The organism is Burkholderia sp. Ac-20384 (genome assembly GCF_017104605.1).
Classification (GTDB): Bacteria; Pseudomonadota; Gammaproteobacteria; order Burkholderiales; family Burkholderiaceae; genus Burkholderia; species Burkholderia lata.
The window spans coordinates 1-26,654 of the sequence record NZ_JAAGPE010000130.1 but is presented as its reverse complement, the minus strand read 5'-3'; the positions used below and the strand labels follow the sequence as shown (position 1 = coordinate 26,654).

General features: G+C 66.5%; 24 protein-coding genes. 5 read left to right on the top strand and 19 right to left on the bottom strand.

Annotated features, from left to right (window positions below; all coding sequences use genetic code 11):
• Window positions 1-782 (bottom strand): MFS transporter (locus G3O00_RS22880; RefSeq protein WP_206144399.1); only part of this gene is annotated, 782 nt, incomplete at its 3' end.
• A 97-nt stretch (window positions 783-879) separates the two neighbouring features.
• Between G3O00_RS22880 and G3O00_RS22875 the strand changes: the two genes are divergently transcribed.
• Window positions 880-1,809: a LysR family transcriptional regulator gene (locus G3O00_RS22875; RefSeq protein WP_206144398.1), complete on the top strand. Its 930-nt coding sequence runs from the start codon at window positions 880-882 to the stop codon at window positions 1,807-1,809.
• 185 nt (window positions 1,810-1,994) lie between these two features.
• Here the strand turns inward: G3O00_RS22875 and G3O00_RS22870 are convergent, their stop codons facing one another.
• The 7 genes from G3O00_RS22870 to G3O00_RS22840 all read right to left on the bottom strand — a co-directional run bounded on the left by G3O00_RS22870 (window position 1,995) and on the right by G3O00_RS22840 (window position 9,532).
• Window positions 1,995-2,828: an OmpW family outer membrane protein gene (locus G3O00_RS22870; RefSeq protein WP_011350645.1), complete on the bottom strand. Its 834-nt coding sequence runs from the start codon at window positions 2,826-2,828 to the stop codon at window positions 1,995-1,997.
• Window positions 2,829-2,846: 18 nt separating this feature from the next.
• Entirely contained in the window at window positions 2,847-4,088 is a 1,242-nt protein-coding gene (locus G3O00_RS22865; protein ID WP_174935949.1) for a DUF2957 domain-containing protein, read from the bottom strand.
• Between the two features lie 141 nt (window positions 4,089-4,229).
• The gene (locus tag G3O00_RS22860; RefSeq protein WP_206144397.1) at window positions 4,230-5,651 is read right to left on the bottom strand and encodes a DUF2957 domain-containing protein; all 1,422 of its coding nucleotides are present in this window, start codon (window positions 5,649-5,651) and stop codon (window positions 4,230-4,232) included.
• A gap of 435 nt (window positions 5,652-6,086) precedes the next feature.
• On the bottom strand, window positions 6,087-7,037 hold the full coding sequence (argC, locus tag G3O00_RS22855; RefSeq protein WP_206144396.1) for an N-acetyl-gamma-glutamyl-phosphate reductase: 951 nt from the start codon (window positions 7,035-7,037) through the stop codon (window positions 6,087-6,089).
• Between the two features lie 154 nt (window positions 7,038-7,191).
• Window positions 7,192-7,764, bottom strand: a complete 573-nt coding sequence (locus tag G3O00_RS22850; RefSeq protein WP_069246909.1) for a flavodoxin family protein — start codon at window positions 7,762-7,764, stop codon at window positions 7,192-7,194.
• 232 nt (window positions 7,765-7,996) lie between these two features.
• A complete protein-coding gene (locus G3O00_RS22845; protein ID WP_011350650.1) occupies window positions 7,997-8,590 on the bottom strand; it encodes a YbhB/YbcL family Raf kinase inhibitor-like protein in 594 nt (197 codons plus the stop codon).
• Window positions 8,591-8,845: 255 nt separating this feature from the next.
• Window positions 8,846-9,532, bottom strand: coding sequence for an orotate phosphoribosyltransferase (locus tag G3O00_RS22840; RefSeq protein WP_011350651.1), 687 nt, complete (start codon window positions 9,530-9,532; stop codon window positions 8,846-8,848).
• 460 nt (window positions 9,533-9,992) lie between these two features.
• On the opposite strand from G3O00_RS22840, the gene G3O00_RS22835 reads away from it, so the two are divergent.
• Window positions 9,993-12,263, top strand: coding sequence for an NADP-dependent malic enzyme (locus tag G3O00_RS22835; RefSeq protein ID WP_011350652.1), 2,271 nt, complete (start codon window positions 9,993-9,995; stop codon window positions 12,261-12,263).
• 150 nt (window positions 12,264-12,413) lie between these two features.
• On the opposite strand, the gene G3O00_RS22830 is transcribed toward G3O00_RS22835, so the two are convergent.
• Window positions 12,414-16,004, bottom strand: a complete 3,591-nt coding sequence (locus tag G3O00_RS22830) for an indolepyruvate ferredoxin oxidoreductase family protein (protein WP_206144395.1) — start codon at window positions 16,002-16,004, stop codon at window positions 12,414-12,416.
• Between the two features lie 330 nt (window positions 16,005-16,334).
• Between G3O00_RS22830 and G3O00_RS22825 the strand changes: the two genes are divergently transcribed.
• Window positions 16,335-16,529, top strand: coding sequence for a hypothetical protein (locus G3O00_RS22825; protein ID WP_041492721.1), 195 nt, complete (start codon window positions 16,335-16,337; stop codon window positions 16,527-16,529).
• A gap of 132 nt (window positions 16,530-16,661) precedes the next feature.
• On the opposite strand, the gene hppD is transcribed toward G3O00_RS22825, so the two are convergent.
• Window positions 16,662-17,759 carry a 4-hydroxyphenylpyruvate dioxygenase gene (gene hppD, locus G3O00_RS22820; protein WP_011350655.1) on the bottom strand — a complete coding sequence of 366 codons (1,098 nt, stop codon included), beginning with the start codon at window positions 17,757-17,759 and terminating at the stop codon, window positions 16,662-16,664.
• A 212-nt stretch (window positions 17,760-17,971) separates the two neighbouring features.
• On the opposite strand from hppD, the gene G3O00_RS22815 reads away from it, so the two are divergent.
• Complete coding sequence (locus G3O00_RS22815) at window positions 17,972-18,496, top strand: Lrp/AsnC family transcriptional regulator (protein WP_174935960.1); 525 nt, start codon at window positions 17,972-17,974, stop codon at window positions 18,494-18,496.
• Window positions 18,497-18,554: 58 nt separating this feature from the next.
• Here the strand turns inward: G3O00_RS22815 and G3O00_RS22810 are convergent, their stop codons facing one another.
• The 8 genes from G3O00_RS22810 to paaA all read right to left on the bottom strand — a co-directional run bounded on the left by G3O00_RS22810 (window position 18,555) and on the right by paaA (window position 24,824).
• Entirely contained in the window at window positions 18,555-19,202 is a 648-nt protein-coding gene (locus G3O00_RS22810) for a GNAT family N-acetyltransferase (RefSeq protein WP_011350657.1), read from the bottom strand.
• Between the two features lie 242 nt (window positions 19,203-19,444).
• On the bottom strand, window positions 19,445-20,050 hold the full coding sequence (locus G3O00_RS22805; protein ID WP_011350658.1) for a TetR/AcrR family transcriptional regulator: 606 nt from the start codon (window positions 20,048-20,050) through the stop codon (window positions 19,445-19,447).
• Between the two features lie 16 nt (window positions 20,051-20,066).
• Window positions 20,067-20,879, bottom strand: a complete 813-nt coding sequence (locus G3O00_RS22800) for a DUF1835 domain-containing protein (protein ID WP_011350659.1) — start codon at window positions 20,877-20,879, stop codon at window positions 20,067-20,069.
• A gap of 128 nt (window positions 20,880-21,007) precedes the next feature.
• The gene (paaE, locus tag G3O00_RS22795) at window positions 21,008-22,096 is read right to left on the bottom strand and encodes a 1,2-phenylacetyl-CoA epoxidase subunit PaaE (protein WP_206144394.1); all 1,089 of its coding nucleotides are present in this window, start codon (window positions 22,094-22,096) and stop codon (window positions 21,008-21,010) included.
• 5 nt (window positions 22,097-22,101) lie between these two features.
• Window positions 22,102-22,665 carry a 1,2-phenylacetyl-CoA epoxidase subunit PaaD gene (gene paaD, locus G3O00_RS22790; protein WP_011350661.1) on the bottom strand — a complete coding sequence of 188 codons (564 nt, stop codon included), beginning with the start codon at window positions 22,663-22,665 and terminating at the stop codon, window positions 22,102-22,104.
• A 25-nt stretch (window positions 22,666-22,690) separates the two neighbouring features.
• Window positions 22,691-23,494, bottom strand: coding sequence for a 1,2-phenylacetyl-CoA epoxidase subunit PaaC (gene paaC, locus G3O00_RS22785; protein ID WP_206144393.1), 804 nt, complete (start codon window positions 23,492-23,494; stop codon window positions 22,691-22,693).
• Between the two features lie 9 nt (window positions 23,495-23,503).
• Window positions 23,504-23,788 carry a 1,2-phenylacetyl-CoA epoxidase subunit PaaB gene (gene paaB / locus G3O00_RS22780; RefSeq protein ID WP_010092957.1) on the bottom strand — a complete coding sequence of 95 codons (285 nt, stop codon included), beginning with the start codon at window positions 23,786-23,788 and terminating at the stop codon, window positions 23,504-23,506.
• A gap of 37 nt (window positions 23,789-23,825) precedes the next feature.
• Window positions 23,826-24,824 (bottom strand): 1,2-phenylacetyl-CoA epoxidase subunit PaaA, encoded by a 999-nt coding sequence (paaA, locus tag G3O00_RS22775; RefSeq protein ID WP_011350663.1) that lies wholly within the window; start codon window positions 24,822-24,824, stop codon window positions 23,826-23,828.
• Window positions 24,825-25,023: 199 nt separating this feature from the next.
• Here paaA and G3O00_RS22770 point away from each other — a divergent pair, with 199 nt between their 5' ends.
• Window positions 25,024-26,295 (top strand): SGNH/GDSL hydrolase family protein, encoded by a 1,272-nt coding sequence (locus G3O00_RS22770; protein WP_206144392.1) that lies wholly within the window; start codon window positions 25,024-25,026, stop codon window positions 26,293-26,295.
• Window positions 26,296-26,454: 159 nt separating this feature from the next.
• Here G3O00_RS22770 and G3O00_RS22765 read toward each other — a convergent pair.
• Window positions 26,455-26,654 (bottom strand): hypothetical protein (locus tag G3O00_RS22765; protein WP_206144400.1); only part of this gene is annotated, 200 nt, incomplete at its 5' end.

Below are 26,654 nucleotides of genomic sequence, written 5' to 3'. Positions count from 1 at the left end.
AACGGCGGCTGCGCGAGCCGCAGCCCGACCGCGGTCCAGAATGCGCTGAACGCGGCCATCGCCAGCGCGGCCGACAACGCATGCCGGCGCAGTATCGGCTCGTCGGCCAGCAGGCGCCCCATCGACGCGAGCAGCGTGCGGTAGCCGGCCGTGATCGACGGCGTGCGCGACGGCAGGCGCAGCGCGAGCACGACGGCGATCGCGGTGTTCGCGAGCGCGGCCAGCACGTAGAACCCGCGCCAGCCGGCCGAGCCCGCGATCAGGCTCGCGAGCGGCCGGGACAGCAGGATGCCGAGCATCAGCCCGCTCATCACGTTACCGACCGCGCGGCCGCGCTGTGCCTCGGGCGCCATCGACGCGGCCATCGGCACGAGCATCTGGATCACGCTCGACGCGGCGCCGGCCACGAGCGTCGCCAGCAGGAATACGGTGCCCGACCGCGTGAACGCCGGCAGTGCGAGCGCGGCTGCACACGCGGCCAGCGTCGTGACGATCAGGCGACGGTTCTCGAGCAGGTCGACGAGCGGGACGAGCAGCACGAGCCCGGCGGCGTAGCCGAGCTGCGGCAGCATCGCGACGAGGCCGGTCAGGCCGGGCGGCAGGTGCAGGTCGGTGCTGATCGGGCCCGTCAGCGGCTGCGCGGCGAACAGGTCCATCACGATCACGCCGACCGTCGCGGCGAAGAACAGCGTCATGCCCGCGCTGAGCGCCGGCGGCGGGCCGGCCGGCGCACTGACGGGCGGGCGAGCGGCGGCGGGGCAAGGGTTGGCAGGGCAGTTCATCGGAAGCCTGGCGAATGGGTCGAAGGAGTCCCCATCGTAGGTCTCCGATGTTTATGCGACAATTGAAATATCTCTAACATGATTATGCGAGTTTGTTTTGAATACGCGTGATCTCCAGGCATTCGTCGCGGTGGTCGACAGCGGGTCGATGGTGGCCGCGGCCGCGAAGCTCCACCTGACGCAGCCGGGCCTGACGCGGCGCGTGCAGAACCTCGAAATGCTGCTCGGCATGCCGCTGCTCGAACGGCAAAGCAAGCCGCTGAAGCCGACCGCCGCCGGGCGCGACGTCTACGCGCTCGCGCGCAACGTGCTGGGCGCAGTCGACGAGCTGATGGCGGCGGGCGCGCCGGACAGCGAGCCGTCGGGCGAGCTGCGCATCGGCGTGCCGCCGTTCCTGTCCGAGCTGGCGCTCGAGCAGCCGATCGACCGGCTGCGCGACGCGTTTCCACGCCTCACGCTGCGCGTGACGGCCGGCTGGTCGCCGGCCCTGATGCAGGGCGTCGAGCGCGGCGCGCTCGACGTCGCGGCCGTGATGGTGCCGGCCAGTTCGACACTGCCCGACACGTTCGCGTCGACGCTGCTCGGCACGCAGCCGACGGTGCTCGTCGCCGCGCGCGACTATCCGCTGCCGGACGGTCCGCTGTCGATCGACACGCTGTCGGGTTTCCCGTGGGTGCTGAGCCAGGACGGCTGCGGGATGCGCTCGGCGCTGAGCCGCATGCTCGGCGCGGCCGGGCTGCCGTTCGACGTCGCGGTCGAGGCGTTCGGTTCGGAGCTGCAGCTGTCGCTCGTCGCGCGCGGCGCGGGCATCGGTATCGCCGCGCCGAACGCGCTGGCGCGCAGCGCGCATCGCGATGCGCTGAGGGTGGTGGAAACGGTGGGGCTGGAGACGCGGATCAACGTGTGGATCGTGCACGGCGCGCTGCCGGGCCGGCTGGTGCGGCCCGTCGCGCTGCTGCGCGATGCGCTGGGCGAAGTGCTCGACGGGGAAAACAGGGTGGGGTCAGATGCAGTGAAGGCGGTCTAGAGGCGACATTCGAGGGAAAATCCTTATTTTCTCTACGGAAATGTTGCATTGCGGAAACCGATTCGCTATAGTTGCACCTGTCTCCTCCATGTCTCCTCTGATATGGATTCAGCCCGCCTCTTAGGCGGGCTTTTTTTTTGCCTGCGATTTTGTCGCGGCCTTCCATTCGTCGTCCGTTGCGGCGCTCAGAACTTGTACGTCATCCCGACGTAGCTGATGATCGGGTCGGCCTTCAGGTCCGATTTCGACTCCGAGAGCACCGTGCCGTCGGCTGCCTTGATCGTCACCGTCGACGTCGTCTTCAGCGGGATGTACGTCACCGACGCGATCAGCCCGAAATGCTCGGTCATGTTGTACTGCAGGCCCGCGTTGAACACCGGCTGCCATGACGACGACGCCTTCGCCTCCACCGATGTCGTACCCGGCTTGCCCGCGCCCGCCGCGAGAATCGCGCCGAGGTTGTCCTGCGTCTGCTTGATGAAGTTCGTGTTGAGTTGCAGGTCGCTGAACCAGTTGTACGACACGCCGAGGCCGAGGAACGGCCGGAACTTCGCGGTGGCCTGCCCGAAGTAGTACTGCAGCAGCACGGCCGGGCTCCACTGCCGCACGCTCTTCACGATCGGGTTGACCGACGCCAGCCCGATGTTCTGCGTGCCGAGCGCGCCGGCAGGTCCTGGCGGCTTGATCGTGCCCTGGCCCGACACCTTGAACACCGGCGGCACGCCGGCCACCGACGTCACCGCGATATGGTCGGTCAGGAAGTGGCTGACCGTCAGGCCGACGGTGTCGGCGCCGCTCGTGCGCAGCCCGGTGCCCGGCGACGTGAACGACGGCGGCAGCCGCAGCGGCGTGTTGATCGGCGTCGGCGCGACGTTGGTCGTCATCGGCGTGCTGCTCTGCTGCGGCATCACGTGGAACCAGCCCAGCGTGACGACGTTGCTGCCGGCGCTCTGCGCGTGCGCCGCGAGCGGCGCCAGCACGGCGGCGCCGGCCGCCGCGCAGAGAAGGGTTTTCTTCATCACGGCTTCCCCCTCCGCTTACTGGACGAATGCGCCGATCGTGAAATACGGCGTCGATCCGGCGTTGTCGAGGAAACCGAACACGCCACCCGTGAAGATGAACTTGCCCGTCGGCGTTGCGCTGCTGGCGCCCGTGTGGATCGTCGTGACCGTGCCCGGCACCTTCTGCGTGTAGTCGAGGTCGAGCGCGGTCGCGAGCGAGGCCTGCGACGCGTTGAACGGATCGAGCAGCGTCGCCTGGTTGTTCGTCAGCGCGGTGGTGCGGTAGTCGAACTGGCTGTCGACGCCGATGTACTCGCCGTTCTGCGAGCCGACCGCGATCGTCGTCTGTGGTGCGAGGATCGAGATGCTCGATTCGTCGTCGGCGGTGAGGCCCGGCACGCCGTTGCTGTCGGGCGTCGGGTTCGGGTTCGCGACGCCCGTGCGCACGAGGATCGGCACGAGCTGGTTGCGCAGCTTGCCGACGATCATGAAGCCCTTGCCCTGCGGCGTCGCCGACAGCGTCGGCTTCAGCTGGCTCGCGTAGTTGTTCGACTGGAACGCGCCGCTGCCGTCCGCCGACTGCACGAAGTTCGTGCCTTGCTGCGTGCACGCGCCGCCGGCGAACTGGCCGGTCGTGTCGCACTTGGTCCAGCTGCCGTCGGCGTTGATCGTCACCTTCGCGTCGATCGATGCCGGCGCGAAGTTCTGCGACGGCACTTCACCGAAGCCCGTGTGACTGTATGTGCCCGCAACCTTCGTGATGTCGGTCTCGATCGACGAGAAGCCGATGAACGGGTAGTACGGGAATTTCGTGTCGGGCACCGCGGCCTGGCCGAGCACGCCGTTGAACTGGATTTCCTTGCCGGGAATCGTGCCGCCCGCGACGCCCATGCCGACGAAGATGCGCGCCGGACGCGACGGATCGAGACTCGCGCCGTTCAGGCGGAAGGCGCACTGGTTCAGCTTGTTGGTCGGCAGCAGCGTTTCCTGCGTGAGCGTGCCGCTGTCGACGGTGCCCGCGCGGGTCGGCACGACGGTGCCGGTCGTTTGCGGTACCGGCGATTCGACATAGGTGACCTGCCAGGTCATCTTGGTCGTGTCGAGCTGGACCTTCGCGAGTTCGCCGCTGCCCGCACCACCCGTAAACACGGTGGTGTAGTCGAGCGAGGCAGGACAGAGCCGGTCTTCGACGAGCGGGGGCGGATTGTCGTCGCCGCCGCCGCAGGCAGAAAGAAGGGGGGCGGCAAGGGCCGCCGCCAGAATGAGGTTGCGCTTCATGTTGCTCCTCCAGATTTGTCTTGTGCGGCGGCCAGCTCCCTGTCGGCCGCTTCTGTTGGTTGTGCTCGTCCTGCCTGCGCCGTGCCACGCGCGCTCGTGCGTTACGCGACGGCGGCCAGCCCGCCGTCGCGCCCTCGTTCGCTACTTGCTGATCTGCGCGCCCACGCCGAAGTACGGGGTCGACGACGTGCTCGAGTTCGCCGACGTCGACGTGACGCCGCCGTTCACCGTGCCCTGGATCAGCGCTGCGTACAGCCCGCCCGTCGCGATCACCACGCCCGATGCGGACGGGTAGCTCGCGCCGCTCGGCGGCGTCGTCGTCGCGTTCAGCAGGCCCGGCGTCGTCTGGCCGTAGTCGAGCGTGAAGCCGTCTTCCTCGGCCTGCGTGCTCGGGTTGATGAACGACGCGTTGCTGCCGCGGATCAGGGCCGCCGTGTACTTGAAGTTCGAGTCCGCGCCCGCGTAGCCGCCGTCGATCGTGCCCGACGAGATTGCCGTCGCCGCGCCGAGCACCGCGATGCCCGATTCGTCGTCGACCTGCGCATCGGTGTGCAGCGGCGCCGTACCGAGATTCACGTTGCCCGTCCGCACGATCACCGGCACCGTCGCGCCGTTGAGCTGGCCGATCACCATGTGCGCGGTCGCCGACTTGCCGGTCGCGCCGATGAGCGGCAGCTGCGTTTGCGGCAGCGTCTGCGGTGCTTTCGTGCTGTCGAAGTAGCCGCCGTTCGCGGTGTTCACGGCCCACGGGTTGCCGGTCGTCTGGCAGCCGCCCGTGCTCGTCGACGTGCACGCGCCGTTTGCGTCGAACGTCTCGCTCGAGTTCGTGCCCTTCGTCGCGTAGTTGCCCGACGGCACGAGGTGATAGATCAGCGCGTTGTACGTGCCCGGCAGCTTCGAGATATCCGTCGTCGTGCTGGCGAAGCCGAGGAACGGGTAGAAGTCGAAGTGACGGTTCGGCACCTGGCCGACGTTCTGCAGCACGCCCGGGATGATCGTCAGCCCGTCGTACTGGACCGTCGCACCCGGAATGCCGCCACCCGCGACACCCATGCCGACCAGCAGCATCGGCGGGTTCGCCTGGTTGAAGTCGGCCGCCGTCGAGTACGTGGCACCGCTCGGTGCCTTGCCCGTGCCCGGTGTCAGGACGAACGCGCAGCGCGTCTGCTCCGCGGTCGGCAGCACGCCGGTCGGCGGGTGCATGACTGCGCCGGTGATCGTCGTGCCTGCGCGGCTCGGCGTGACCGTGCCGGTCGCGAGCGGAATCGGCGATTCGAGCCACTTGAGCGTGTAGGTCATCGCCACGGCGTCGATGTTGACGCTGACGATCTCGCCGCTACCGGCACCGCCGAGGTACGTGCTCTTCACGATGTCGGCGTTGGCCGGGCACAGCGCACCGTTGACGGGCTGCGACGGCGGCGGCCCTTGCGTGCCGCAGCTCGATCCGGAACATTGGGGCGCATTGATCGGCGCGGGTGCGCCGCCGTCCCCCCCACCACATGCAACCAGGAAAGGGGCAATGGCAAAGGCCGTTGCCACCCCCTTCGATAAGGCGTGCGACATGCCGCTGTCTCCAATCGTTTAATTGTGCGAGCTAATGTCGCCGCCTTGATTTTTGCTGTCAATTGATGAACCCGTCTAAAAAAGGCGATTGAAACGGGTATCGTGTTTTGAATCCTTGTCTGACACGGCATTCGGTAAGAATTAAAACGTGAGACAGGCTGCCGGAAGTGGCCGCAGTGGGGAATGTGCGACGCCGGGCAGGCCGGCGCAGAGCCTTCCTGCGTATAACGGCAGCGTTTAAAGTGACGGTATCCGGTTTATCCCTATTCGGGATTGACTGGATAAAGAGGGGGTGGGATTAATTCACTGGTAATCGCGCAATGGAAAGCTTGTAAATATTTGTAAATGCGCGATCCGGAATTTTTTATATATTGCCTGATACGGGTAAATAAAAAGCCGGCCAGTGGCCGGCTTTGCATTGCATGCGAGGCTGAATCAGCGTTTGAGACCTGCGTCCTCGGCCGCGCCGATGCTCAGGTTCATGCACTGGATCGCGGCGCCCGATGCGCCCTTGCCGAGGTTGTCGAGGCGCGCGACCGTGACGAAGCGCTCTTCGTTGCCGAACACGAACAGGTCGACCCGGTTCGTGTCGTTGTTCGCCTGCACGTCGAAGAAGCCGCCGTCGAGGTTCGCGTCCGCGTCGAACGGCGCGACGCGCACGAATGCTTCGTCCGCGTAGTACTCGGCGAACACGCGCTGCACGTCCTGCGGCGTCGTGCGCTTCGCGAGCTGCTCGGGCGTGAAGTAGGTCGTCACCGCGAGACCCTTCAGGAACGGGCCGACGATCGGCGTGAAGATCGGCGCGTTCGCGAGGCCCGTGTGCGCGGCCATTTCCGGCAGGTGCTTGTGCGTGAGGCCGAGCGCATACGGGCGCGGGCTCGCGAGTTTGCCGCCCGGCGCTGCGTTTTCGTAGTCGGCGATCATCGACTTGCCGCCGCCGCTGTAGCCGGTGATCGAGTAGCTGTGCGCGGCGAACGTCGGTGCGACGATGCCGGCCTCGACGAGCGGACGCATCGCGAGCACGAAGGCCGATGCGTGGCAGCCCGGCACCGCGATGCGCTTCGACGTGCGAATCTTCTCGCGCTGCGCGCGGGTCAGTTCCGGCAGGCCGTACGCCCAGTCGGCGCTGGTGCGGAACGCGGTGCTCGCGTCGATCAGCGTCGTGTTCGGGTTCTCGACAAGCGAGGCCGATTCGCGCGATGCAACGTCCGGCAGGCACAGGAACGTGACGTCCGACGCGTTGATCAGGCGGCGGCGCTCTTCGACATCCTTGCGCTTCGCTTCATCGATGCGCAGGATCTCGATGTCACTGCGTGCCGACAGGTATTCGAAGATCTTGAGGCCGGTCGTGCCTTCCTGGCCGTCGACAAAAACTTTGGTGCTCATTTCGCTCTCACTGAATGAAACGGGGGCCCGCGCCCTGAATCCGCCATTTTAAGACGTCATCCGGCGGGCCTGCACCGCGCGGGGTGAAAAAAAGACGGCCGGCGGGCCGTCTTGTGTCCCTTTGGCGCCCGCCGGAACAGGTGCCAGGGCGTGCTCAGCCGCGGCCGGCGACCCAGCGGGCGGTCGCTTCGGCAACCCGCCGGCCGAATGCCTTGCCGGTCTCGAGGTCGCCCGGCAGCGGGCCTTCGTCGGGTGTCGAATCCGCCGGCGACTGCGCAAGCAGGCCCGTCGAGCCGCCCAGGTAGTTGATGTCGTTGCGCGTGGCCGCCTTCGAGTTGGCCGGCATCAGGCTCGTGCCGACCCATACCATCCCATGCTGCATCGACAGCGTGACGAAATATTGAATCGTCGAGAACTTGTCGCCGTTCATCGTCGCGGAGTTCGTGAAGCCCGCGGCGATCTTGTCCTTCCATTTCTGCGTGAACCACGCTTTCGACGTCGCATCGGCGAACTGCTTGAACTGCGCCGACGGGCCGCCCATGTAGGTCGGCGCGCCGAAGACGATCGCGTCGGCCGCATCGAGCGCGGCCCAGCCCGCGTCGTCGACGTCGCCGACGGCGAGCAGGCGCACGGTCGCGCCGGCCTCCTGCGCACCCGCGTGCACGGCCTCGGCCAGTTTCTGCGTGTGACCGTAGCCGCTGTGATAGACGATGACGATGTTCGACATGAGGCGTTCTCCGGAAAGGAACGGGAGCGGCGGACCGCAGGCTCGCCGCGTCACGCGTCGCCGACGGGCGGCGCGACGGATGCGCGGCGTGGCGCCGCGACCGGTGACGACGAGTCTAGCAAGCCGAAATGACGGGAAGACGCGCGGGTGCGGGGTACGGCGTGTCGCGGCGGCAGGTGATCGCAGTGCGGCGCCGTGGCGGCGCACGATGCCCGGCGCCTGTTACGGCGCGCTATTGCCCGTAGTTGACCGTGAGTTGCGCGGTACCGATCGCCAGCGTGCCGATCTCGTGCTCGAACATCGGCGCGGGACGGCCCTGCGCGACACGCAGGTCGTCGCCCTTCAGCGCATAGACGGTGATCACGTAGCGGTGCGGTTTGCCCGGCGGCGGGCACGGGCCGCCGTAGCCGTCGATCCCGAAGTCGTTGCGCGCCTCGCTCGCGCCGATGCGCCGCAGGAACCCGGACGCACTCGCGTCGGCGGGCAGGCTCGTGACCGTCGCCGGAATGCCCGCCACGGCCCAGTGCCACCAGCCGTGCCCAGGCGCATCGGGATCGAAGATCGTGACCGCGTAGCCGTGCGTGCCGGGCGGCGGGTTGTGCCAGGTGAGCTGCGGCGAGTGGTTGCCGCCCTTGCAGTCGCCGCGGTCGAACACGTTCGCGGCGCGGACGCGCCCGCCCGGTGTCAGGTCGTCGCTCGTCACGGTGAACGGGCCCTCCGCATGCGCGGGCAGGGCAGTGAGGGCGGCGGCGTAAAGGAGGGCGGCGAGGAACGGCGACGGGCGACCCGATGGCGCAGGCGGAGTGATCCGGCGATCCACACGCATATGGCGCTTCTCCCGTCACGTGGGCCGGACCGATGCGTCCGGCGTTGTTGGCGTGGTGCGTTGCCTGCGCAGCTGATGGCAGCGATGGATCAAGTCTAGCATTAGGGTTCGATGAGCGATGCACGCCGCGACCCGTGGTCGCGATCGTTTCCCGCGCGGATCGACGGACGCAAAATCGGCGGGCGAAAAAAAACCGCCCGCGATGAAGCGGGCGGCTTGTTCGGCCAGGACGCCGGCCAGCGGGCCGGCACGGCGTCAGTCCTTCGGGGACGTCGCGCCGCCGTGCGCCGCCGACCACTCGGCCGGTGCGTGCAGGAATTTCTCGACTTCGTCGAGCGTCTTCGTCTCGAAGTAGCCCGATGCCTTCGCGACGCGCAGCACGTCCCACCACGTGGCGAGCGCGTGCAGGTCGACGTCGATGTCCTTCAGGACCGACACGCTTTCCTTGAAGATGTTGTAGTGGAACAGCACGAAGCAGTGGTTCACCGTCGCGCCTGCGGTGCGCAGCGCGTTGACGAAGTTGATCTTGCTGCGGCTGTCGGTCGTCAGGTCTTCCACCAGCAGCACGCGCGAGCCTTCTTCCAGATGGCCTTCGATCTGCGCGTTGCGGCCGAAACCCTTCGGCTTTTTGCGCACGTACTGCATCGGCACCATCATCCGGTCCGCGATCCATGCCGCGAACGGGATGCCGGCCGTTTCGCCGCCCGCCACCGCGTCGATCTGCTCGAAGCCGATGTCGCGCGTGATCGTCGTTTCAGCCATTTCCATCAGCGCGCGGCGCACGCGCGGATACGAAATCAGCTTGCGGCAGTCGATATAGACGGGGCTTGCCCAGCCGGACGTGAAGATGAACGGTTTTTCTGCATTGAAGTGCACTGCCTGTACTTCGAGCAGGATTTTGGCGGTCGTATCCGAGATCGACTGACGATCGTAGCCTGTCATGGGCATTCCTTGGGTGATGAGCGAAGAGCGGGCGCGGGCCCGGTGGCGCAGCAAGGGGAACCTGCCCAGGGGGCCGGGGCGCGATCGGAGGGCCAATCGCATCGCTGCGCGCGTAGCCCGCTATTTTACCCGATTCAGGCCGGTTTTCGGCGGAATTCGCGCGGGTTCGCCCCGCGGCTCACCACCGGCGAAACAAAGGGGGCCCGACCGCTAGTGCGCTGATGCGGAGGATGCGGCGCTGCACCAACATGCGTCATTTAGGGGGTGTACACTAGGCGACCCTTAGAAATCGTTCAGTACTTTGTACTTTCCTCTTGCCACCCGCCAAGGTTCGATGGCGTGCCGACCCGGCGCGTCGCGTGCCGTCTCGCAGTCGATCACCCCCTCGATTCAAGCAGACGCGGCCGAAGGTGCTGCGTACTGAACCGTCAATATTTCGCATGTCTCTCGCAGGTCAATCATGGACGAACAACTGAAGCAGGCCGCACTCGCTTATCACCTGAACCCGAAACCCGGCAAGATTTCGGTCACCCCGACCAAGCCGCTGTCGAACCAGCTGGATCTGTCGCTCGCGTATTCGCCGGGCGTCGCCGCCGCGTGCGAAGCGATCCACGCCGATCCGCTCGACGCGCAGAAGTACACGTCGCGCGGCAACCTCGTCGGCGTCATCACGAACGGCACCGCCGTGCTCGGCCTCGGCAACATCGGCCCGCTCGCCGCGAAGCCGGTGATGGAAGGCAAGGGCTGCCTCTTCAAGAAATTCGCGGGCATCGACGTGTTCGACATCGAACTGTCGGAGTCCGACCCCGACAAGCTCGTCGAGGCGATCGCGATGCTCGAGCCGACGCTCGGCGGCATCAACCTCGAGGACATCAAGGCGCCGGAATGCTTCTACATCGAGCAGAAGCTGCGCGAGCGCATGAAGATCCCCGTCTTCCACGATGACCAGCACGGCACCGCGATCATCGCGTCGGCCGCGATCCTGAACGGCCTGAAGGTCGTCGACAAGAAGCTGTCCGAAGTGAAGCTCGTGTGCTCGGGCGCGGGCGCAGCGGCGATCGCGTGTCTGGACCTGCTGGTGAACCTCGGCCTGACGAAGTCGAACATCCTCGTCGCCGATTCGAAGGGCGTGATCTACGAAGGCCGCGGCAACCTCGATCCGTCGAAGCAGCGCTATGCGGCGACCACCGACGCACGCACGCTCGCCGACGCGATCGTCGGCGCCGACGTGTTCCTCGGCTGCTCGAGCGCGGGCGTGCTGAAGCAGGACATGGTCAAGACGATGGGCGACCGCCCGCTGATCCTGGCGCTCGCGAACCCGGAACCGGAAATCCGCCCGGAAGACGCGAAGGCCGTGCGCCCGGACGCGATCGTCGCGACCGGCCGTTCGGACTACCCGAACCAGGTCAACAACGTGCTGTGCTTCCCGTTCATCTTCCGCGGCGCGCTCGACGTCGGCGCGACGACGATCACGGAAGAAATGAAGCTCGCGTGCGTGCGCGCGATTGCCGAGCTGGCACAGGAAACCGACCAGAGCGAAGAAGTCGCGAAGGCGTATGAAGGCCACTCGCTCGAGTTCGGGCCGGACTACCTGATTCCGAAGCCGTTCGACCCGCGCCTGATCATCAAGATCGCGCCGGCCGTCGCACAGGCTGCGATGGATTCGGGCGTTGCCACCCGTCCGATCCAGGACATGGACGCATACCGCGAGCAGCTCGGCGCGACCGTCTACCGCACCGGCATGGTGATGCGCCCGGTGTTCGCCACCGCGAAGCAGAAGCAGGCCCGCATCGTGTTCGCCGAGGGCGAAGACGAGCGCGTGCTGCGTGCCGCGCAGTTCGTGCTGCAGGAAAAGATCGCGAAGCCGATCCTCGTCGGCCGTCCGTCGGTCATCGACATGCGCCTCGCGAAGATCGGTTCGAAGCTGAAGGCCGGCACCGATTTCGAAATCGTCGATCCGGAAGACGATGCGCGCTACCACCGCTACTGGCAGGCGTATCAGGAGATCGGCGCGCGCGACGGCGTGACGCCGGAAGTCGCGAAGGCCGCGATGCGCAAGTTCAACACGCTGATCGGCGCGATGCTCGTGCACCTGGGCGATGCCGACGGCATGATCTGCGGGATGATCGACACGTTCCACAGCCACCTGAAGTTCATCGAGCAGGTGCTGGGCCGCGCGAAGGGCGCCGAGCACTTCGCGGCGATGAACCTGCTGATGCTGCCGGGCCGCAACCTGTTCGTGTGCGATACGTACGTGAACGAGCTGCCGAGCGCCGAACAGCTCGCCGACATGACGATCCAGGCCGCGGCCGAGATCGAGCGCTTCGGCATTGCGCCGAAGGCTGCGCTGCTGTCGAACTCGAACTTCGGCAGCGCGCCGTCGGCGTCGTCGCGCCGGATGGGCGAGGCTCGCAAGCTGATCGTCGAACGTGCGCCGAACCTCGAAGTCGACGGTGAAATGCACGGCGACGCGGCGCTGTCGGAAATGATCCGCAAGCAGGCCTTCCCCGGCACGACGCTGTCGGGCGAAGCAAACCTGCTGATCATGCCGAACGTCGAAGCGGCGAACATCGCGTACAACCTGCTGAAGATGGTCGGCGGCGAAGGCGTGACGGTCGGCCCGTTCCTGCTCGGCGCGGCGAAGCCGGCCCACATCCTGACGCCGGCTGCGACCGTGCGCCGGATCATCAACATGACGGCTGTTGCCGCCGCGAACGTGAACACGAAGTAAGTCCACGCCCGCGTGTGCCGCGCTTCGGGCGCGGCGCGATGAAAAACGCCACGGAACCTGCGTTCCGTGGCGTTTTTTTATCGTGACGTGACGTGAGCGGCGAGCCGCTCGCCGGCGGGCATCCGGACCGCGAATGCCCGCCGCGTGCCGTTACGCGACCTGCTGGTGCGACTGGCCGCCGGCCGGTGCGCGCCACTTCGCGAGGAGCGTGTCCCACTTCACGCGTACCGCGCGCAGGTTGTTCTCCTTCACGTGGCCGTAGCCGCGAATGCCGTCCGGCAGCGCCGCGAGCTCGAGAGCGAGCGGGCGGTTGGCCGCGTTCAGCTTGGCGAGCACCTCGCCGATCAGCGCTTCGTACTCGCCGATCAGCGCGCGCTCGGTACGACGCTCCTCGGTGCGGCCGAACGGGTCGAGCCCCGTGCCGCGCAGGAACTTCGCCTTCGCGAGCATCCGGAACGCCGACATCATCCACGGGCCGTACGCCTTTTTCACGAGATGGCCGTGGGCGTCCGTCTTCGCGAACAGCGGCGGCGCGAGGTGGAATTTCAGCTTCCAGTCGCCTTCGAACTGCGCGGTCAGACGGGCGAGGAAGGCCGGATCGGACTGCAGCCGAGCGACCTCGTATTCGTCCTTGTACGCCATCAGCTTGAACAGGTTGCGGGCGACCGCTTCGGTCAGCTGCTCCTGCATCGTGTCGCCGTCTGCCAGTGTGCGCTCGGCCGCGCGCACCTTGTCGACGAATGCCGCATAGCGCGACGCGTACGCGGCATTCTGGTACGCGGTGAGGAATTCCACGCGCTTCGCGATCAGGGCGTCGACCGCCTTCTTCGTGTGCAGTGCGATCACCGTCGCGCCGTGCGCGGGGCGTGCGTCGCCGGCCGCGGCCTGCTTCACGCTCGCCAGGTTGTAGGCGGCGCGGCGGCCCCAGTCGAATGCCGCACGGTTCTTCTCCACCGATACCGCATTCAGCTCGATCGCGCGGACGAGCGACGCGAGCGTGAGCGGCAGCCAGCCTTTCTGCCATGCGTAGCCGAGCACGAACGGGTTCGTGTAGATCGCGTCGCCGAGCAGCGCGACCGCGAAGTGGTTCGCGTCGATGAAATCGACGGCTTCGCCCGCCGCCGCGCGAATGTCGTTTTCCGCGGACAGGCCGGGGAACGCCCAGTTCGGGTTCTTGATGAACTCGGCGGTCGGCGTCTGCGCGCTGTTGACGACCACGCGCGTCGTGTCGTGCCGCATCCGCGACGTGCACTCGTCGCCGGCCGTGACGAGCGCGTCGCAGCCGATCACGAGATCGGCTTCGCCCATCGCGATCCGCGTCGCGTGGATGTCGGTCGGCGCGTGCGAGATCTGCACGTGGCTCATCACGGCGCCACCCTTCTGCGCGAGGCCGGTGACGTCGAGCACGGTCACGCCCTTGTTTTCCAGGTGCGCGGCCATCCCGAGCAGCGCGCCGATCGTGACGACGCCCGTGCCGCCGACGCCCGTGACGAGCACGCCGTAGGCGCGGTCGATGTCCGGCAGCGTCGGTTCAGGGATCGGCGGCAGTGCGTTGCCGTCGACCGACACGGCCTTCGGCTTTTTCAGCTGGCCGCCCTCGACCGTGACGAAGCTCGGGCAGAAGCCCTTCACGCACGAGAAGTCCTTGTTGCAGCTCGACTGGTTGATCTGGCGCTTCGTGCCGAATTCGGTTTCCAGCGGCTCGACCGACAGGCAGTTCGACTGCACCGAGCAGTCGCCGCAGCCTTCGCACACCGCGTCGTTGATCACGACGCGCTTTGCCGGGTCCGGATACGTGCCGCGTTTGCGGCGGCGGCGTTTCTCGGTCGCGCAGGTCTGGTCGTAGATCAGGATCGTCGTGCCTTCGATCTCGCGCAGCTCGCGCTGTACGTCGTCGAGCTGGTCGCGGTGATGGATCGTCACGCCCGGCGCGAGCAGCGCCTTCTGGCTGTCGTACTTCTCCGGCTCGTCGGTGACGATCACGATCTTCTTCGCGCCTTCCGACGCGAGCTGGTGCGTGATCTGCGGCACCGTCAGCACGCCGTCGACCGGCTGGCCGCCCGTCATCGCGACGGCGTCGTTGTAGAGGATCTTGTAGGTGATGTTCGCCTTCGACGAGATCGCCGCGCGCACGGCCAGCAGGCCCGAGTGGAAATAGGTGCCGTCGCCGAGGTTCGCGAACACGTGCTTCTCGTCCGTGAACGGCGCCTGGCCGATCCACGGCACGCCTTCGCCGCCCATCTGGCTGAAGGTGCTCGTGCTGCGGTCCATCCACACGGTCATGTAGTGGCAGCCGATGCCGGCGATCGCGCGCGAGCCTTCCGGCACGTTGGTCGACGTGTTGTGCGGGCAGCCCGAGCAGAACCACGGCTTGCGCTCGGTCTGCACGTGCGGCTTCGCGAGCGCCATTTCCTTCGCGTTGATCACGGCGAGCCGCGCGGCGATGCTTGCACGCACGTCGGACGGCAGCTCGAACTTCTCGAGGCGCGTCGCGATCGCCTTCGCGATGATCGCGGGCGACAGCTCGTAGTGCGCGGGCAGCAGCCAGTTGCCCATCGGCACCGACCATTCGCCGCCGGCGCCATCCTTCTCGTCGAACTTGCCGAACACGCGCGGCCGCTGGCCGTCGGGCCAGTTGTACAGCTCTTCCTTGATCGCGTATTCGAGGATCTGGCGCTTTTCCTCGACGACGAGGATTTCGTCGAGCCCGCGCGCGAACGCCTGCGCGCCCTGCGCTTCGAGCGGCCACACGCAGCCGACCTTGTAGAGGCGGATGCCGATCCGGGCGCAGGTTTCGTCGTCGAGACCGAGGTCGGTCAGCGCCTGGCGCACATCGAGGTAAGCCTTGCCGCCCGTCATGATCCCGAAGCGCGCGTTCGGCGAATCGATCTCGATGCGGTCGAGCTTGTTCGCGCGCACATAGGCGAGCGCCGCGTACCACTTGTAGTCGAGCAGCCGTGCTTCCTGCACGAGCGGCGGGTCGGGCCAGCGGATGTTCAGGCCGCCTTCCGGCAGGATGAAGTCGGTCGGCAGCACGATCTCGGTGCGATGCGGGTCGATGTCGACCGATGCCGACGATTCGACGACGTCCGTCACGCACTTGAGCGCGACCCACAGGCCGGAATAGCGGCTCATTGCCCAGCCGTGCAGGCCGAAATCGAGATATTCCTGCACGTTGGACGGGAACAGTACGGGCAGCCCGCAGGCCTTGAAGATGTGTTCGGACTGGTGCGCGAGCGTCGACGATTTCGCCGCGTGGTCGTCACCTGCGAGCACCAGTACGCCGCCGTGCTGCGACGAGCCGGCCGAGTTCGCGTGCTTGAATACGTCGCCGGTGCGGTCGACGCCCGGGCCCTTGCCATACCACATGCCGAACACGCCGTCGTGCTTCGCGCCGGGGTACAGGTTCACTTGCTGCGAGCCCCACACGGCGGTGGCGGCGAGATCTTCGTTGAGGCCGGGCTGGAAGACGATCTGGTGGGCGGCCAGGTGCTGCTTGGCTTTCCAGAGCGACAGATCGAGGCCGCCGAGCGGCGAACCGCGATAGCCGGAGATGAAGCCGGCGGTATTGAGACCGGCGGCGCGATCGCGTTCCTGCTGGAGCATCGGCAGGCGCACGAGGGCCTGGATGCCGCTCATGTACGCGCGACCGCGTTCCAGTGTGTATTTGTCGTCAAGCGTGACGGACTTCAGCGCGGCTTCTAGGGACGCGCGTTGGCCTGCGTCTAGCGGGGCATTCATTAACAGTCTCCTCCACCCAGTTTGGGATCACCAAAACTCGACTGCTTCGGGCGTCTTGTGGACGCGTCGGCAGTGGCCGGCATATTGGCCGGTTTTAAGCGATGGTAGCACTGGGGCAAACCCGCCGCCCATCGGTTGGAACGCGGGGGAATTGCGGCGCTGCGTCAGAAAAACAGGGTGGAACCATGCGTTACATCATGTAAAAGCATGTAAAGCTGGCCCCATCTGCATGCAAACGCCGTTAATCTTGTCGGCCTGCCGGAGGTGCCCGGACGCGTTGGTTCGTTTCGACGCAATCGGGGAGGCGCCGGCAGTTTTACAGGAGGTGCAATGAACACACGTCATATCCAGAGTTTCCTGATCGTGTCCGCCGCGTTTTTCTCGATGACCGGCCCGGTGCACGCGCGAGGCGCGAGCGCACTGGCGGCAGCCGGCGCGCAGATGCAGAAGATCGTGCCGGCCCAGGACGCCGTCGCGCAGCCGTCGGCCGAGCGCGCCGTCGAGTCGAAGGCGAACGCGCGTTGATCCGGTCGCGCGGCCTGCGGGCCGCGCCGGAATGCAAAAAGGGCGGGAATCCTCGGATTCCCGCCCTTTTTCTTTGTGCCGACGGATCGTGCGGGCTGCCGGGTTGCCCCGGGCAGCCGCCCGCCGGATGCGTCAGGCCTTGTCCTGCACGACGCCGCGGCGGATCTGGTCGAGTTCGATCGATTCGAACAGCGCCTTGAAGTTGCCTTCGCCGAAGCCCTGGTTGCCCTTGCGCTGGATGATCTCGAAGAAGATCGGCCCGATCTGGTTCTCGGTGAAGATCTGCAGCAGCAGGTCGTCGCGCGCGCCGTCGATCAGGATCTTGCGCTTCTTCAGTTCGTCCAGCGATTCGCCGTGGTTCGGCACGCGACGGTCGACCAGTTCGTAATACGTGTCGATCGTGTCGAGCAGCTTCACTTCCTTGCTGCGCAGGCCGTCGACCGCCTGGTAGATGTCGGTGGCGCCGAGCGCGATGTGCTGGATACCTTCGCCGTGGTACGCGTCGAGGTATTCCTGGATCTGGCCGGCCGTATCCGAGCCTTCCTCGTTGATCGGGATGCGGATCTTGCCGCACGGCGACGTCATCGCCTTCGACTTCACGCCCGTCACCTTGCCTTCGATGTCGAAGTAGCGCACTTCGCGGAAGTTGAACAGGCGTTCGTAGAACTCGGCCCATTCCTGCATGCGGCCACGATGCACGTTGTGCGTCAGGTGGTCGATATAGGTGAGGCCGTGGCCGACCGGGTTCGGGTTCGCGCCGGCGATCGGCTCGAAGTCGACGTCATAGATGCTGATGTTGCCGATGGCGCCCGGTTGCGCGCCGTTCTTGCCGCGCCAGCGGTCGACGAAGTAGATCAGCGAGTCGCCAATGCCCTTGATCGCCGGGATGTTCAGCTCCATCGGGCCCGTCTTGTTGTCGAAGCCCCACGCGCCCAGATCGAGCGCGTGCTGGTATGCCTTCGCGGCATCCTGCACGCGGAACGCGATCGCGCAGATCGACGGGCCGTGCAGGCGCGCGAAGCGTTGCGCGAACGAATCGGGTTCGGCGTTGATGATGAAGTTGATGTCGCCCTGGCGGTACACCGTCACGTCCTTGTGGCGGTGGCGCGCGATCGCGGTGAAACCCATCCGTTCGAACAGTTGTCCGAGCGCTTTCGGGTCCGGTGCCGTGTATTCGATGAATTCGAAGCCGTCGGTGCCGACGGGGTTGTCCCAGTTCGGGATCTGCATGGCGTGTCTCCTGTGGGGGCGATCGGCCGGGGCGACGTGCGTAGGCCCAGCCTGGTTCGATGTCGAACGTGGCCCACGCGGCGGCGTGTGCGACGAATCGGTACGTGCGACAGAGTGTAGCGGGCAGCTGCGAGCGTAAACTTGCGAACTTAATTGCCCGAACCTACGATGGCGCAATTTCCAGTCTCAAACCATTCATTGGAGGGCAGAAGATGGCGCAAGCCGAATTGGATGCCATCGACCGGCGGATTCTCGCGATTCTTCAGGAGAACGGGCGCCTGTCGAACCAGGAGATCGCCGAGCGCGTGAACCTGTCGCCGAGCCCGTGCCTGCGGCGGATCCGGCGGCTCGAGGAGATCGGCGTGATCACCGGCTATGTCGCGCTGCTGAATCCGCAGAAGCTCGGGCTCGACCTGCTCGCGTACGTGAGCGTGCGGCTCGAGAAGCGCGGCGGCCTGGCGCCGGTGCGGGCCGACGAAACGTCGGCGCGTGCGGGCGCGACCCATGCGGACCTGTTTCGCGCGGCCGTGCAGACCTGGCCGGAAGTGGTCGCGTGCCACGCGATGACGGGGGATATGGATTACCTGCTGCGCGTGCAGGTCGAGGACATGGCGCATTTCTCCCGCTTCGTGCAGGAGCATCTGCTGCATCACCCGTCGGTGATCGACGTGAAGACCAGCTTTTCGCTCGAATGCTTCAAGGAGACGACCGCGTTGCCGATCCGATCGGTGCGCTAGTGCGCGGCGGGGAAGGGAGGGGCCGGGCGCGCGGCGGGCGCGGCCCGGCTGGCCGACATTACGCCGTCAGGGCGGCGGGCATCAGCGATTCGATGAACTTCGTGGTGCGGCGCGCCTGGCGCTTCATCGCGTAGTCGAATACCGCGGCCTGTTCCTGCAGCATCTCGGCGATGATCGTCGAGTGGTCGGCCGGCGGCAGCGACAGGTACGCATCGGCTTCGCCGTACGCGTACTCGATCCGCATCCCGGATTTCTTCGCGATGTGCATCATCGTCGCGTTACGCGACAGGCAGTGCATGTACAGCATCGTCACGTGCGTGTTGCGGCTGCGGATCGCCGCGCGCTCGAACAGCTTCGAGCCGACACCGCGGCCGCGTGCGCTTTCGAGCACCGACACGCCGAATTCGGCCGTGCGCTTGTCGCCCTCGGCCGGCAGGTAGGCCAGGTGGCCGACGCCGATCAGTTCGAGGTCGTGGTCGAACACGCCGAACACGGTGTCGCGGCCGAAGTCGATCGTGCGGACATAGTTCTCGATCACGTGGTCGGGCACCATCTGGCCGAAGCGCAGCAGGCGGTCCTCTTCGTCGAGCGAGAGAAAGTGAGTGAGCATGTGCTCACGGTCTTTGGAAGCCAGTTCCCTGACGAGAACCGGCGCAGACCCGGCGTTGCCGACGACATCGGCAGTGCCGTTGAATTGCGTGTTCATCGTGGGTTCCTCAGTGTGACCGTACAGCGGGTTGTGCAATGCAACAGCATTTTACCCGACCGTCGGCCCTCGGATTGGGGAAAACCCGTATTTGACGATGTTTAAGCTGGAGGATGAATTCTAAATCTGCTTAGTTAATTGGTTATCTATTTGATTTTAAACAGATTTAAAATTCATCATATGAAACGTGCAACGGGCGGTCGCAGCGTGCCCGTCGCGCAACGCTTGCTGCTGCGCGTCAATCAGGCGGCCGTCGACAGCCCGCGCTCGATCAGGTCGATCACCTGCTCGGCGAAGTCGCGGTAGCCGAGGCGGCCGCCCGGCTTCAGCCACGTGAACGTCCAGTTGATCATCCCGAACACCATCATCGTCACGGACGTCTGGTTTTCCTTCGAGATGCGGTCCGGATACGCGCGGGCGAGCTGGCGCGTGAACGCCGCGACGATGTCGCGCTGGCGGTCAAGCACGATTTCGCGCTGCGCGTCCTCGAGATACTTCACGTCGTTGAGCAGCGCGACGTGCCGGCTGTGCGACGTCTCGTACTCGGCGAGGAATGCGCGCACCAGCTCCGCAAACGCGTCGCGCTCGCTGAGGCCGCGTCGCTGGCTTGCCCCTTCGACCTCGGCGATGATCAGCATCAGCCGTTTCGTGTAGCGGTCGAGCAGGTCGAACAGGATCGCTTCCTTGCTCTCGTAATAGTGATAGAGGCGTGCCTTCGACGTGCCGCTCGCGGTCGCGAGATCGGACATCGACGTGCTCGGGTAGCTCGTTTGCGCGAATTTGTCGGCGGCCAGATCGAGGATCTGCTCGCGCTGGGATTCGTGGTCGGGCGCTCGGGTACGGGCCATGGTCGAATGCGGAAGATTAGCGGTGCGTGGTGGCCGCGCGGGCCGCGCGCACCTGCGTGGAAGAGAGGGCGTCGGGCGCGTCGTCCTGCAGCTCGAGCCGGCCGGCTGCCGCGAGCTCGCGGCAACGCCACCAGGCGATCGAGTCGCTGACGAACAGCCCGCCGCGGTCGGCGTCGGCCATGATGCCGCCGACGAGGCGCCCCGCGGGCCGCCAGTCGGTTTCCGCCCGCGCGACGATCAACGCGTCGAGATCCTCGTAGTAGCCGCTCTTGATCGTGTTGCTGACCCAGTAACGCAGCTCGGCGTTCAGGTGCTTCGCCTCCTGCCATTCGAGCGCGAGGCGGCCGATGCGCAGCACCGAGATCGGCGCGGCCACCGGGCGCTTGCGTGCCAGCTCGGCCGGCGAGAACATGCCGGTCGCGCACGCCTGGTCGGTGCGCGACGGCGCCGAGTCGAGGTCGGCGGCGGACAGCCGCACTTCGTTCAGGCGTTGCGGCACGTTGCGCAGGTGATAGGCGACGCGGCGCAGCAGCAACTTGTCGCCGACGCTCGGTGCATGCCACACCACCACCTGGCCTGTATCGGTCGCGAGCTGGTCGAGGCGCGCGAACTCGCCTTCGATCTCTGCGTTCCAGTCGGGAATCTGGTCGCCGAGCACGCGCTGCCAGAAGGCGGCGCGCGTGTCGGGCGTCTCGTCGGCGCCCTTGAGCGGCCCGACGCCGAGATCGTCGAGCAATCCGACGACGAGCTCGTCGCGTCCGGTTTGCGCAAGTGCCTCGCGCAGTGACGCGGCGGCGGTGCCGCCCTGAATCACATGAATGGTACTCATCGGCCTGTCGTCAACAAAAGAAAACCGCCGGCCGGGCGGACGTTGCGATGTCCAGCCGGCCGGCGGCCCCTAGTGTAAGCGAGATGTGTGACGGCGAGAAACCGTCCGGCACCGCGACGCGACGTCGCTCAACGCTCGTCGTAGCTCACGACGACCTTGTCGCTGATCGGGTGGCACTGGCACGTGAGCACGAAGCCGTCCTTCACTTCATGCTCTTCGAGCGTGTAGTTCTTCTCCATCCGCACTTCGCCTTCGAGCACCTTCGCGCGGCACGTGCAGCACACGCCGCCCTTGCACGCGTACGGCAGCGCGAGGCCCGCGCGCAGGCCGACATCGAGCAGGCTCACGCCTTCGTACGGCAGCCGCAGCTTGCGCTTCTTGCCGTCGAGCACGATTTCCAGGTCGGCGGCCGGCGTCTGGTCGGTGATTTCGACGACCGGCGCGCCGGCCTGCGGCAGCGGCGTGCCGAAGCGCTCGACGTGCACCTTCGCCTGCGGCACGCCGGCCGCCTTCAGCGCGGCCTCGGCCGCATCCATCATCGGCGCGGGGCCGCAGATGAACGCCTCGTCGATCGCGTCGGCCGGCGTCAGCGTGCCGAGGAATTCCGCGCATTTCGTCTGGTCGAGCACGCCGTTGAACAGCTCGACGTCCTGCTGGTCGTCCGACAGCACGTGATAGAGGACGAAGCGGTTCATGTAGCGGTTCTTCAGGTCCTCGAGCTCCTCCGCGAACATGATCGCGTCGACGCTGCGGTTGCCGTAGATCAGCGTGAACGTGCTGCGCGGTTCGAGTTCGAGCGTCGTCTTCACGATCGCGAGCACCGGCGTGATCCCGGAGCCGCCGGAAAACGCGACGTACTGCTTGCCGTGATCGGCGTTCAGGTGCGTGAAGAAGCGGCCGTCCGGCGTCATCACGTCGATCGTGTGGCCCGGCTTGAGCGAGTCGAACGCGAAGTTCGAGAAGCGGCCGCCGCGCACGCGCTTGATGCCGATGCGCAGTTCGCCGTCACGGTCGTAGTCCGTCGTGCCGACGCAGATCGAATACGAGCGGCGCGTTTCCTCGCCGTCGATGTGGGTCTTCAGCGTGACGAACTGGCCCTGCGTGAAGCGGTACGCATCGCGCAGCTCGGGCGGCACGTCGAAGGAGACGGTTACGGCGTCGGCGGTCTCGGGCCGCACGTCGCGGATACGCAGCGGATGAAATTGCGGGGTCGCCATATCGATTAATAAGGTTTGAAGTAGTCGAAGGGTTCGCGGCAGTCGACGCAGCGATACAGCGCCTTGCAGGCCGTGGACGCGAATTGCGCGAGACGTTCGGTACGGGCGGAGCCGCAGCGCGGGCACGCGGGCGCCGCGACGGGCCGCGGCACGAAGCGCACGACCTTTTCCTGCGGCGCGGCGGTGCCGCACTGGCCGACCGGCGGCGCGATGCCGTACGCGCGCAGCTTGTCGCGCGCTTCCTGCGTGATCCAGTCGGTCGTCCACGCGGGCGCGAGCACCGTCTCGATCCGGTGCGGCGGGAGGTCGGCGGCCTGCAGCGCGGCGGCGATGTCCTCCGCGATCTGCGACATGGCCGGGCAGCCCGAGTAGGTCGGCGTGATCACGACCTCGAGCTGGCCGTCGTCCGCGCGGCGGACGTCGCGCAGGATGCCGAGCTCGCGGATCGACACGACCGGGATCTCGGGATCGGGCACGGCTTCGAGCACGTCCCATGCACGGGCGAGCAGCGGGTCGACGTGGCGTGCGGCGGGCAGCGTGTCGGCGGGGGCGGCGGTCTGGACGGACATCGTCGGGCTCCGTTTGGGCGGCCGGTTACCAGCTCGCGCCGGGATGCTGGCGCGCGAGGCTCTGCATTTCCGCGAGCAGGTAGCCCATGTGCTCCGAGTGCTCGCCCTGCTTGCCGGTCGTCACATGCTGCACGGCGGCCGGCAGCGTGAGCGTCGCTTCCGCGAGCGCGTCGTCCACGTCCGCGCGCCAAGCCGCTTCGAGTGCGGCCGGCGCGGGGGCGATGCCCTCGGCGGCGACCGCGTCGTCGATCGCATCGGCGGCGAAGAATTCGCGCGTGTACGGCGTCAGATAGTCGAGCGCGTTCTGCGCGCGGCGGTGCGATTCGTCGGTGCCGTCACCGAGGCGAACCAGCCACTCGCGTGCGTGCTGCACGTGGTAGCGGGTTTCCTTCACCGATTTCGCGGCGATCGCGGCGAGCTGCGTGTCGGTGGACGTTTCGAGCGCGGTCCACACGTGCAGCATCAGCGCCGAGTACAGGAAGTTGCGCACGATCGTCACCGAGTAGTCGTTGTCGGCGTGCGCGGTGCCGGCGATCGGGCCGTAGTGCGGCAGCTCGGCGAGCGTGAAGTTCGCGAACTCGCGTTCGGTGCGGAAGTACGCGTAGTCGTCCTCGGTCTTCGTCGCGCCGGTGAGCTGGCGCTCGAGTTCGGCCGCGTGCGTGTACAGCATGCGCGTCTGGCCGATGAGGTCGAGGCTCATGTTGGTGAGCGCGATGTCTTCCTCGAGGATCGGGCCGTGGCCGCACCATTCGGCGTTGCGCTGACCGAGGATCAGCGTGTTGTCCGCGAGGCGCAGCACGTAGGAGAGGTGTTCGGGCGTGATCGTCATGGCGCGGCGTTACATGTGGTTGACTTCGTCGGGCAGCGTGTAGAACGTCGGGTGACGGTAGATCTTGTCGCCCGCCGGTTCGAACAGCTCCGCCTTTTCGTTCGGATCCGAAGCGGTAATGGCCGACGACGGCACCACCCAGATGCTCACGCCTTCCTGGCGGCGCGTGTAGACGTCGCGCGCCATGCGCAGCGCCATCGACGCGTCGGCGGCGTGCAGGCTGCCGCAATGCTTGTGATCGAGCCCCTGCTTGCTGCGCACGAACACTTCCCAGATCGGCCATTCCTTGTTCATCACTTTCTCCTGAATCCTGAATTCGATGGTGTGCCGCTCAGGCGGCTTGCTGTTCGGCGCGTGCGCGGCGCTTTGCTTCGTGGGCGAGTGCGGCTTCGCGCACCCATGCGCCGTCCTCGTGCGCTTTCACGCGGGTCGCGAGACGTTCCTTGTTGCACGGGCCGTCGCCGTTGACCACGCGCCAGAATTCGTCCCAGTCGATCGTGCCGTAATCGTGGTGGCCGCGCGCTTCGTTCCACTTCAGGTCGGGGTCGGGCAGCGTCACGCCGAGCACCTTCGCCTGATCGACCGTCGCGTCGACGAACTTCTGCCGCAGGTCGTCGTTCGAGATCCGCTTGATGCCCCATTTCGCGGACTGGTTGCTGTGAACCGAATCGGCGTCGCTCGGGCCGAACATCATCAGCACCGGCCACCACCAGCGGTTCACGGCCTGCTGGACCATCGCGCGTTGCGCGTCGCTGCCCTTCATCATCGAGAGCAGCGCGTCGAAGCCCTGACGCTGGTGGAACGATTCTTCCTTGCACACGCGGATCATCGCGCGCGCGTACGGGCCGTACGTGCAGCGGCACAGCGGGATCTGGTTCATGATCGCGGCGCCGTCGACGAGCCAGCCGATCACGCCGACGTCGGCCCAGGTGGGCGTCGGGTAGTTGAAGATGCTCGAGTATTTCGCCTTGCCGGCGAGCAGCGCGTCGATCAGCGAATCGCGCGATACGCCGAGCGTTTCGGCCGCGCTATAGAGATAGAGGCCGTGGCCGGCTTCGTCCTGGACCTTAGCGAGCAGGATCGCCTTGCGCTTCAGGCTCGGCGCGCGCGAGATCCAGTTGCCTTCGGGCAGCATGCCGACGACTTCCGAGTGCGCGTGCTGCGAGATCTGGCGAACCAGCGTCTTGCGATAGGCGTCGGGCATCCAGTCCTGCGGTTCGATCTTGCCGTCGGCGGCCATGACCGCATCGAACCGCGCCTGCTCGGGCGACTCGGCTGCGGCGTCGAGTGGCGCGACGTTGCCGGGGATGTCGAGGGATTGCGTGTACATGGCGAGGCTCTCGTCCGGTTGAATGTGTGCGAAGTATAAACCAACCGACCGGTCGGTTAATAAATTTCTTGTGGATTTGCGGCGAGACTCGGGTAAACGAGGGACGTCGGGGCGCGATCGGCCGGGGTGATGGTGATCCGGCGCGTGGGGTTCGCGTCTTCTGCGGCACAATGCCCGCTTTCCGACGAGGATTTTGCCGATGTCATTCCGAAGCAGTATCGCCGCGGCCGTGCTGGGTGCGGTTGTCCTTGTATCGCCGCTTGCGGCGTCGGCCTCGGCCGCGCCGTCCGGATGGGTTGCCGCGTGGGCGACCGCGCTGCAGCCGATTCCCGACCTTGCCGCACCGCCGCCGCTTTATCGCGCCCCCGATGTGTCCGGACGGACCGTACGCCAGATCGTCTATCCGACGGTGTCGGGGCGGGCCGCTCGGATCCGCGTCAGCAATGCATACGGTCGTGCGCCGCTGGTCGTCGAGGCGGCGAGCCTCGCGCGCGCCGGCGAGGGCGCGGCACTTGCCGGCGGTGTGGCGGCGCCGGTCCGGTTCGGCGGCAAGGCTTCGGTGACGCTTGGGCCGGGCCAGGAACTTGAAAGCGATCCGGTGGCGATCGACGTGACAGCCGGGCGGCCATACGCGATCAACCTCCAGATGGGACCGAACCAGCGGATGACGGTCTGGCACCGCGTGTCGAACCAGTTCAACTATGTGTCTGCACCGGGCGATCACGTGAATGATCCGGGTGCTGCCGCGTTCCGCACCCGCTTTACCCAATATGCATGGGTGACCGAGCTCGCGGTCGAGGCCGGGGCCGCGCACGCCAGCGTTGCCGCGATCGGCGATTCGATCACCGACGGGCTGCGCTCGAGCGTGAATCGGAACCACCGCTGGCCGGACGCACTGGCGCGTCGGCTGACCGCCTCGGGCGTGGAGTCGATCGGCGTCACGAATCTTGGTATCAGCGGCAACCGGCTGCTCAGCGATTCGGCGTGCTACGGCACGTCGCTGGCGTCGCGGTTCGAGCGCGATGCGCTGTCGCGCGCGGGTGTGAAGGCGGCGATCGTGCTGATCGGGATCAACGACATCAACTTCGCGGCGATGCCGCCGCGCGCGGGGCTCGATTGCGATCACCCGCATACGCAGGTCACGGCCGCATCGCTGATCGACGGCTACCGCCGGCTGATCGAAGCGGCGCATCGTCAGGGCGTGAAGGTGTTCGGCGCGACGCTGACGCCGGCCGGGCTGCCGGCGGGGCGTGAGGCGATCCGGCTCGAGGTGAACCGGTGGATCCGGAGCGGTAGCGGGTTCGACGGTGTGGTCGACTTCGATGCGGTGCTGCGCGATCCGGCTCGCCCGAGTGTGCTGCAGCGTCGCTACGATAGCGGCGACGGCATTCACCCGAGCGACGCCGGCTACACGGCGATGGCCGACGCGGTGCCGGTCGAGCAACTGCAGGCTGCGGTAGGCGGCAAGTGACGCACCTCTATATATAGAGGGAAGTGTTGCCGGCGACCGGGATGTCAGCAGCGTCACGCGGCCCGTCGTACCCGAAGCCCCCGTGCGCGTCAGCGCACGGGGGCTTTTTCAAACTTTTTTCACAAAGGGGCTTGCGTAGTTGGGGCCGGGTGCTTAGAATCACGCCTCTTTCGCGCTAACGGAAACACGGCGCGGAAGAGGGAAGCAAGGTTGGCGGTGCGCAGCAGTCTGGAGCGCGCAACTGACCTGGAAGTTGAGCCCCGCAGTCGCAACGATGTAGTGAAAAAAGTTGTTGACGAAATGCGAAACACGGTTCATAATCTCGCTTCTCTGCTGCTGAAAACGCAGCGCTGCTGAGA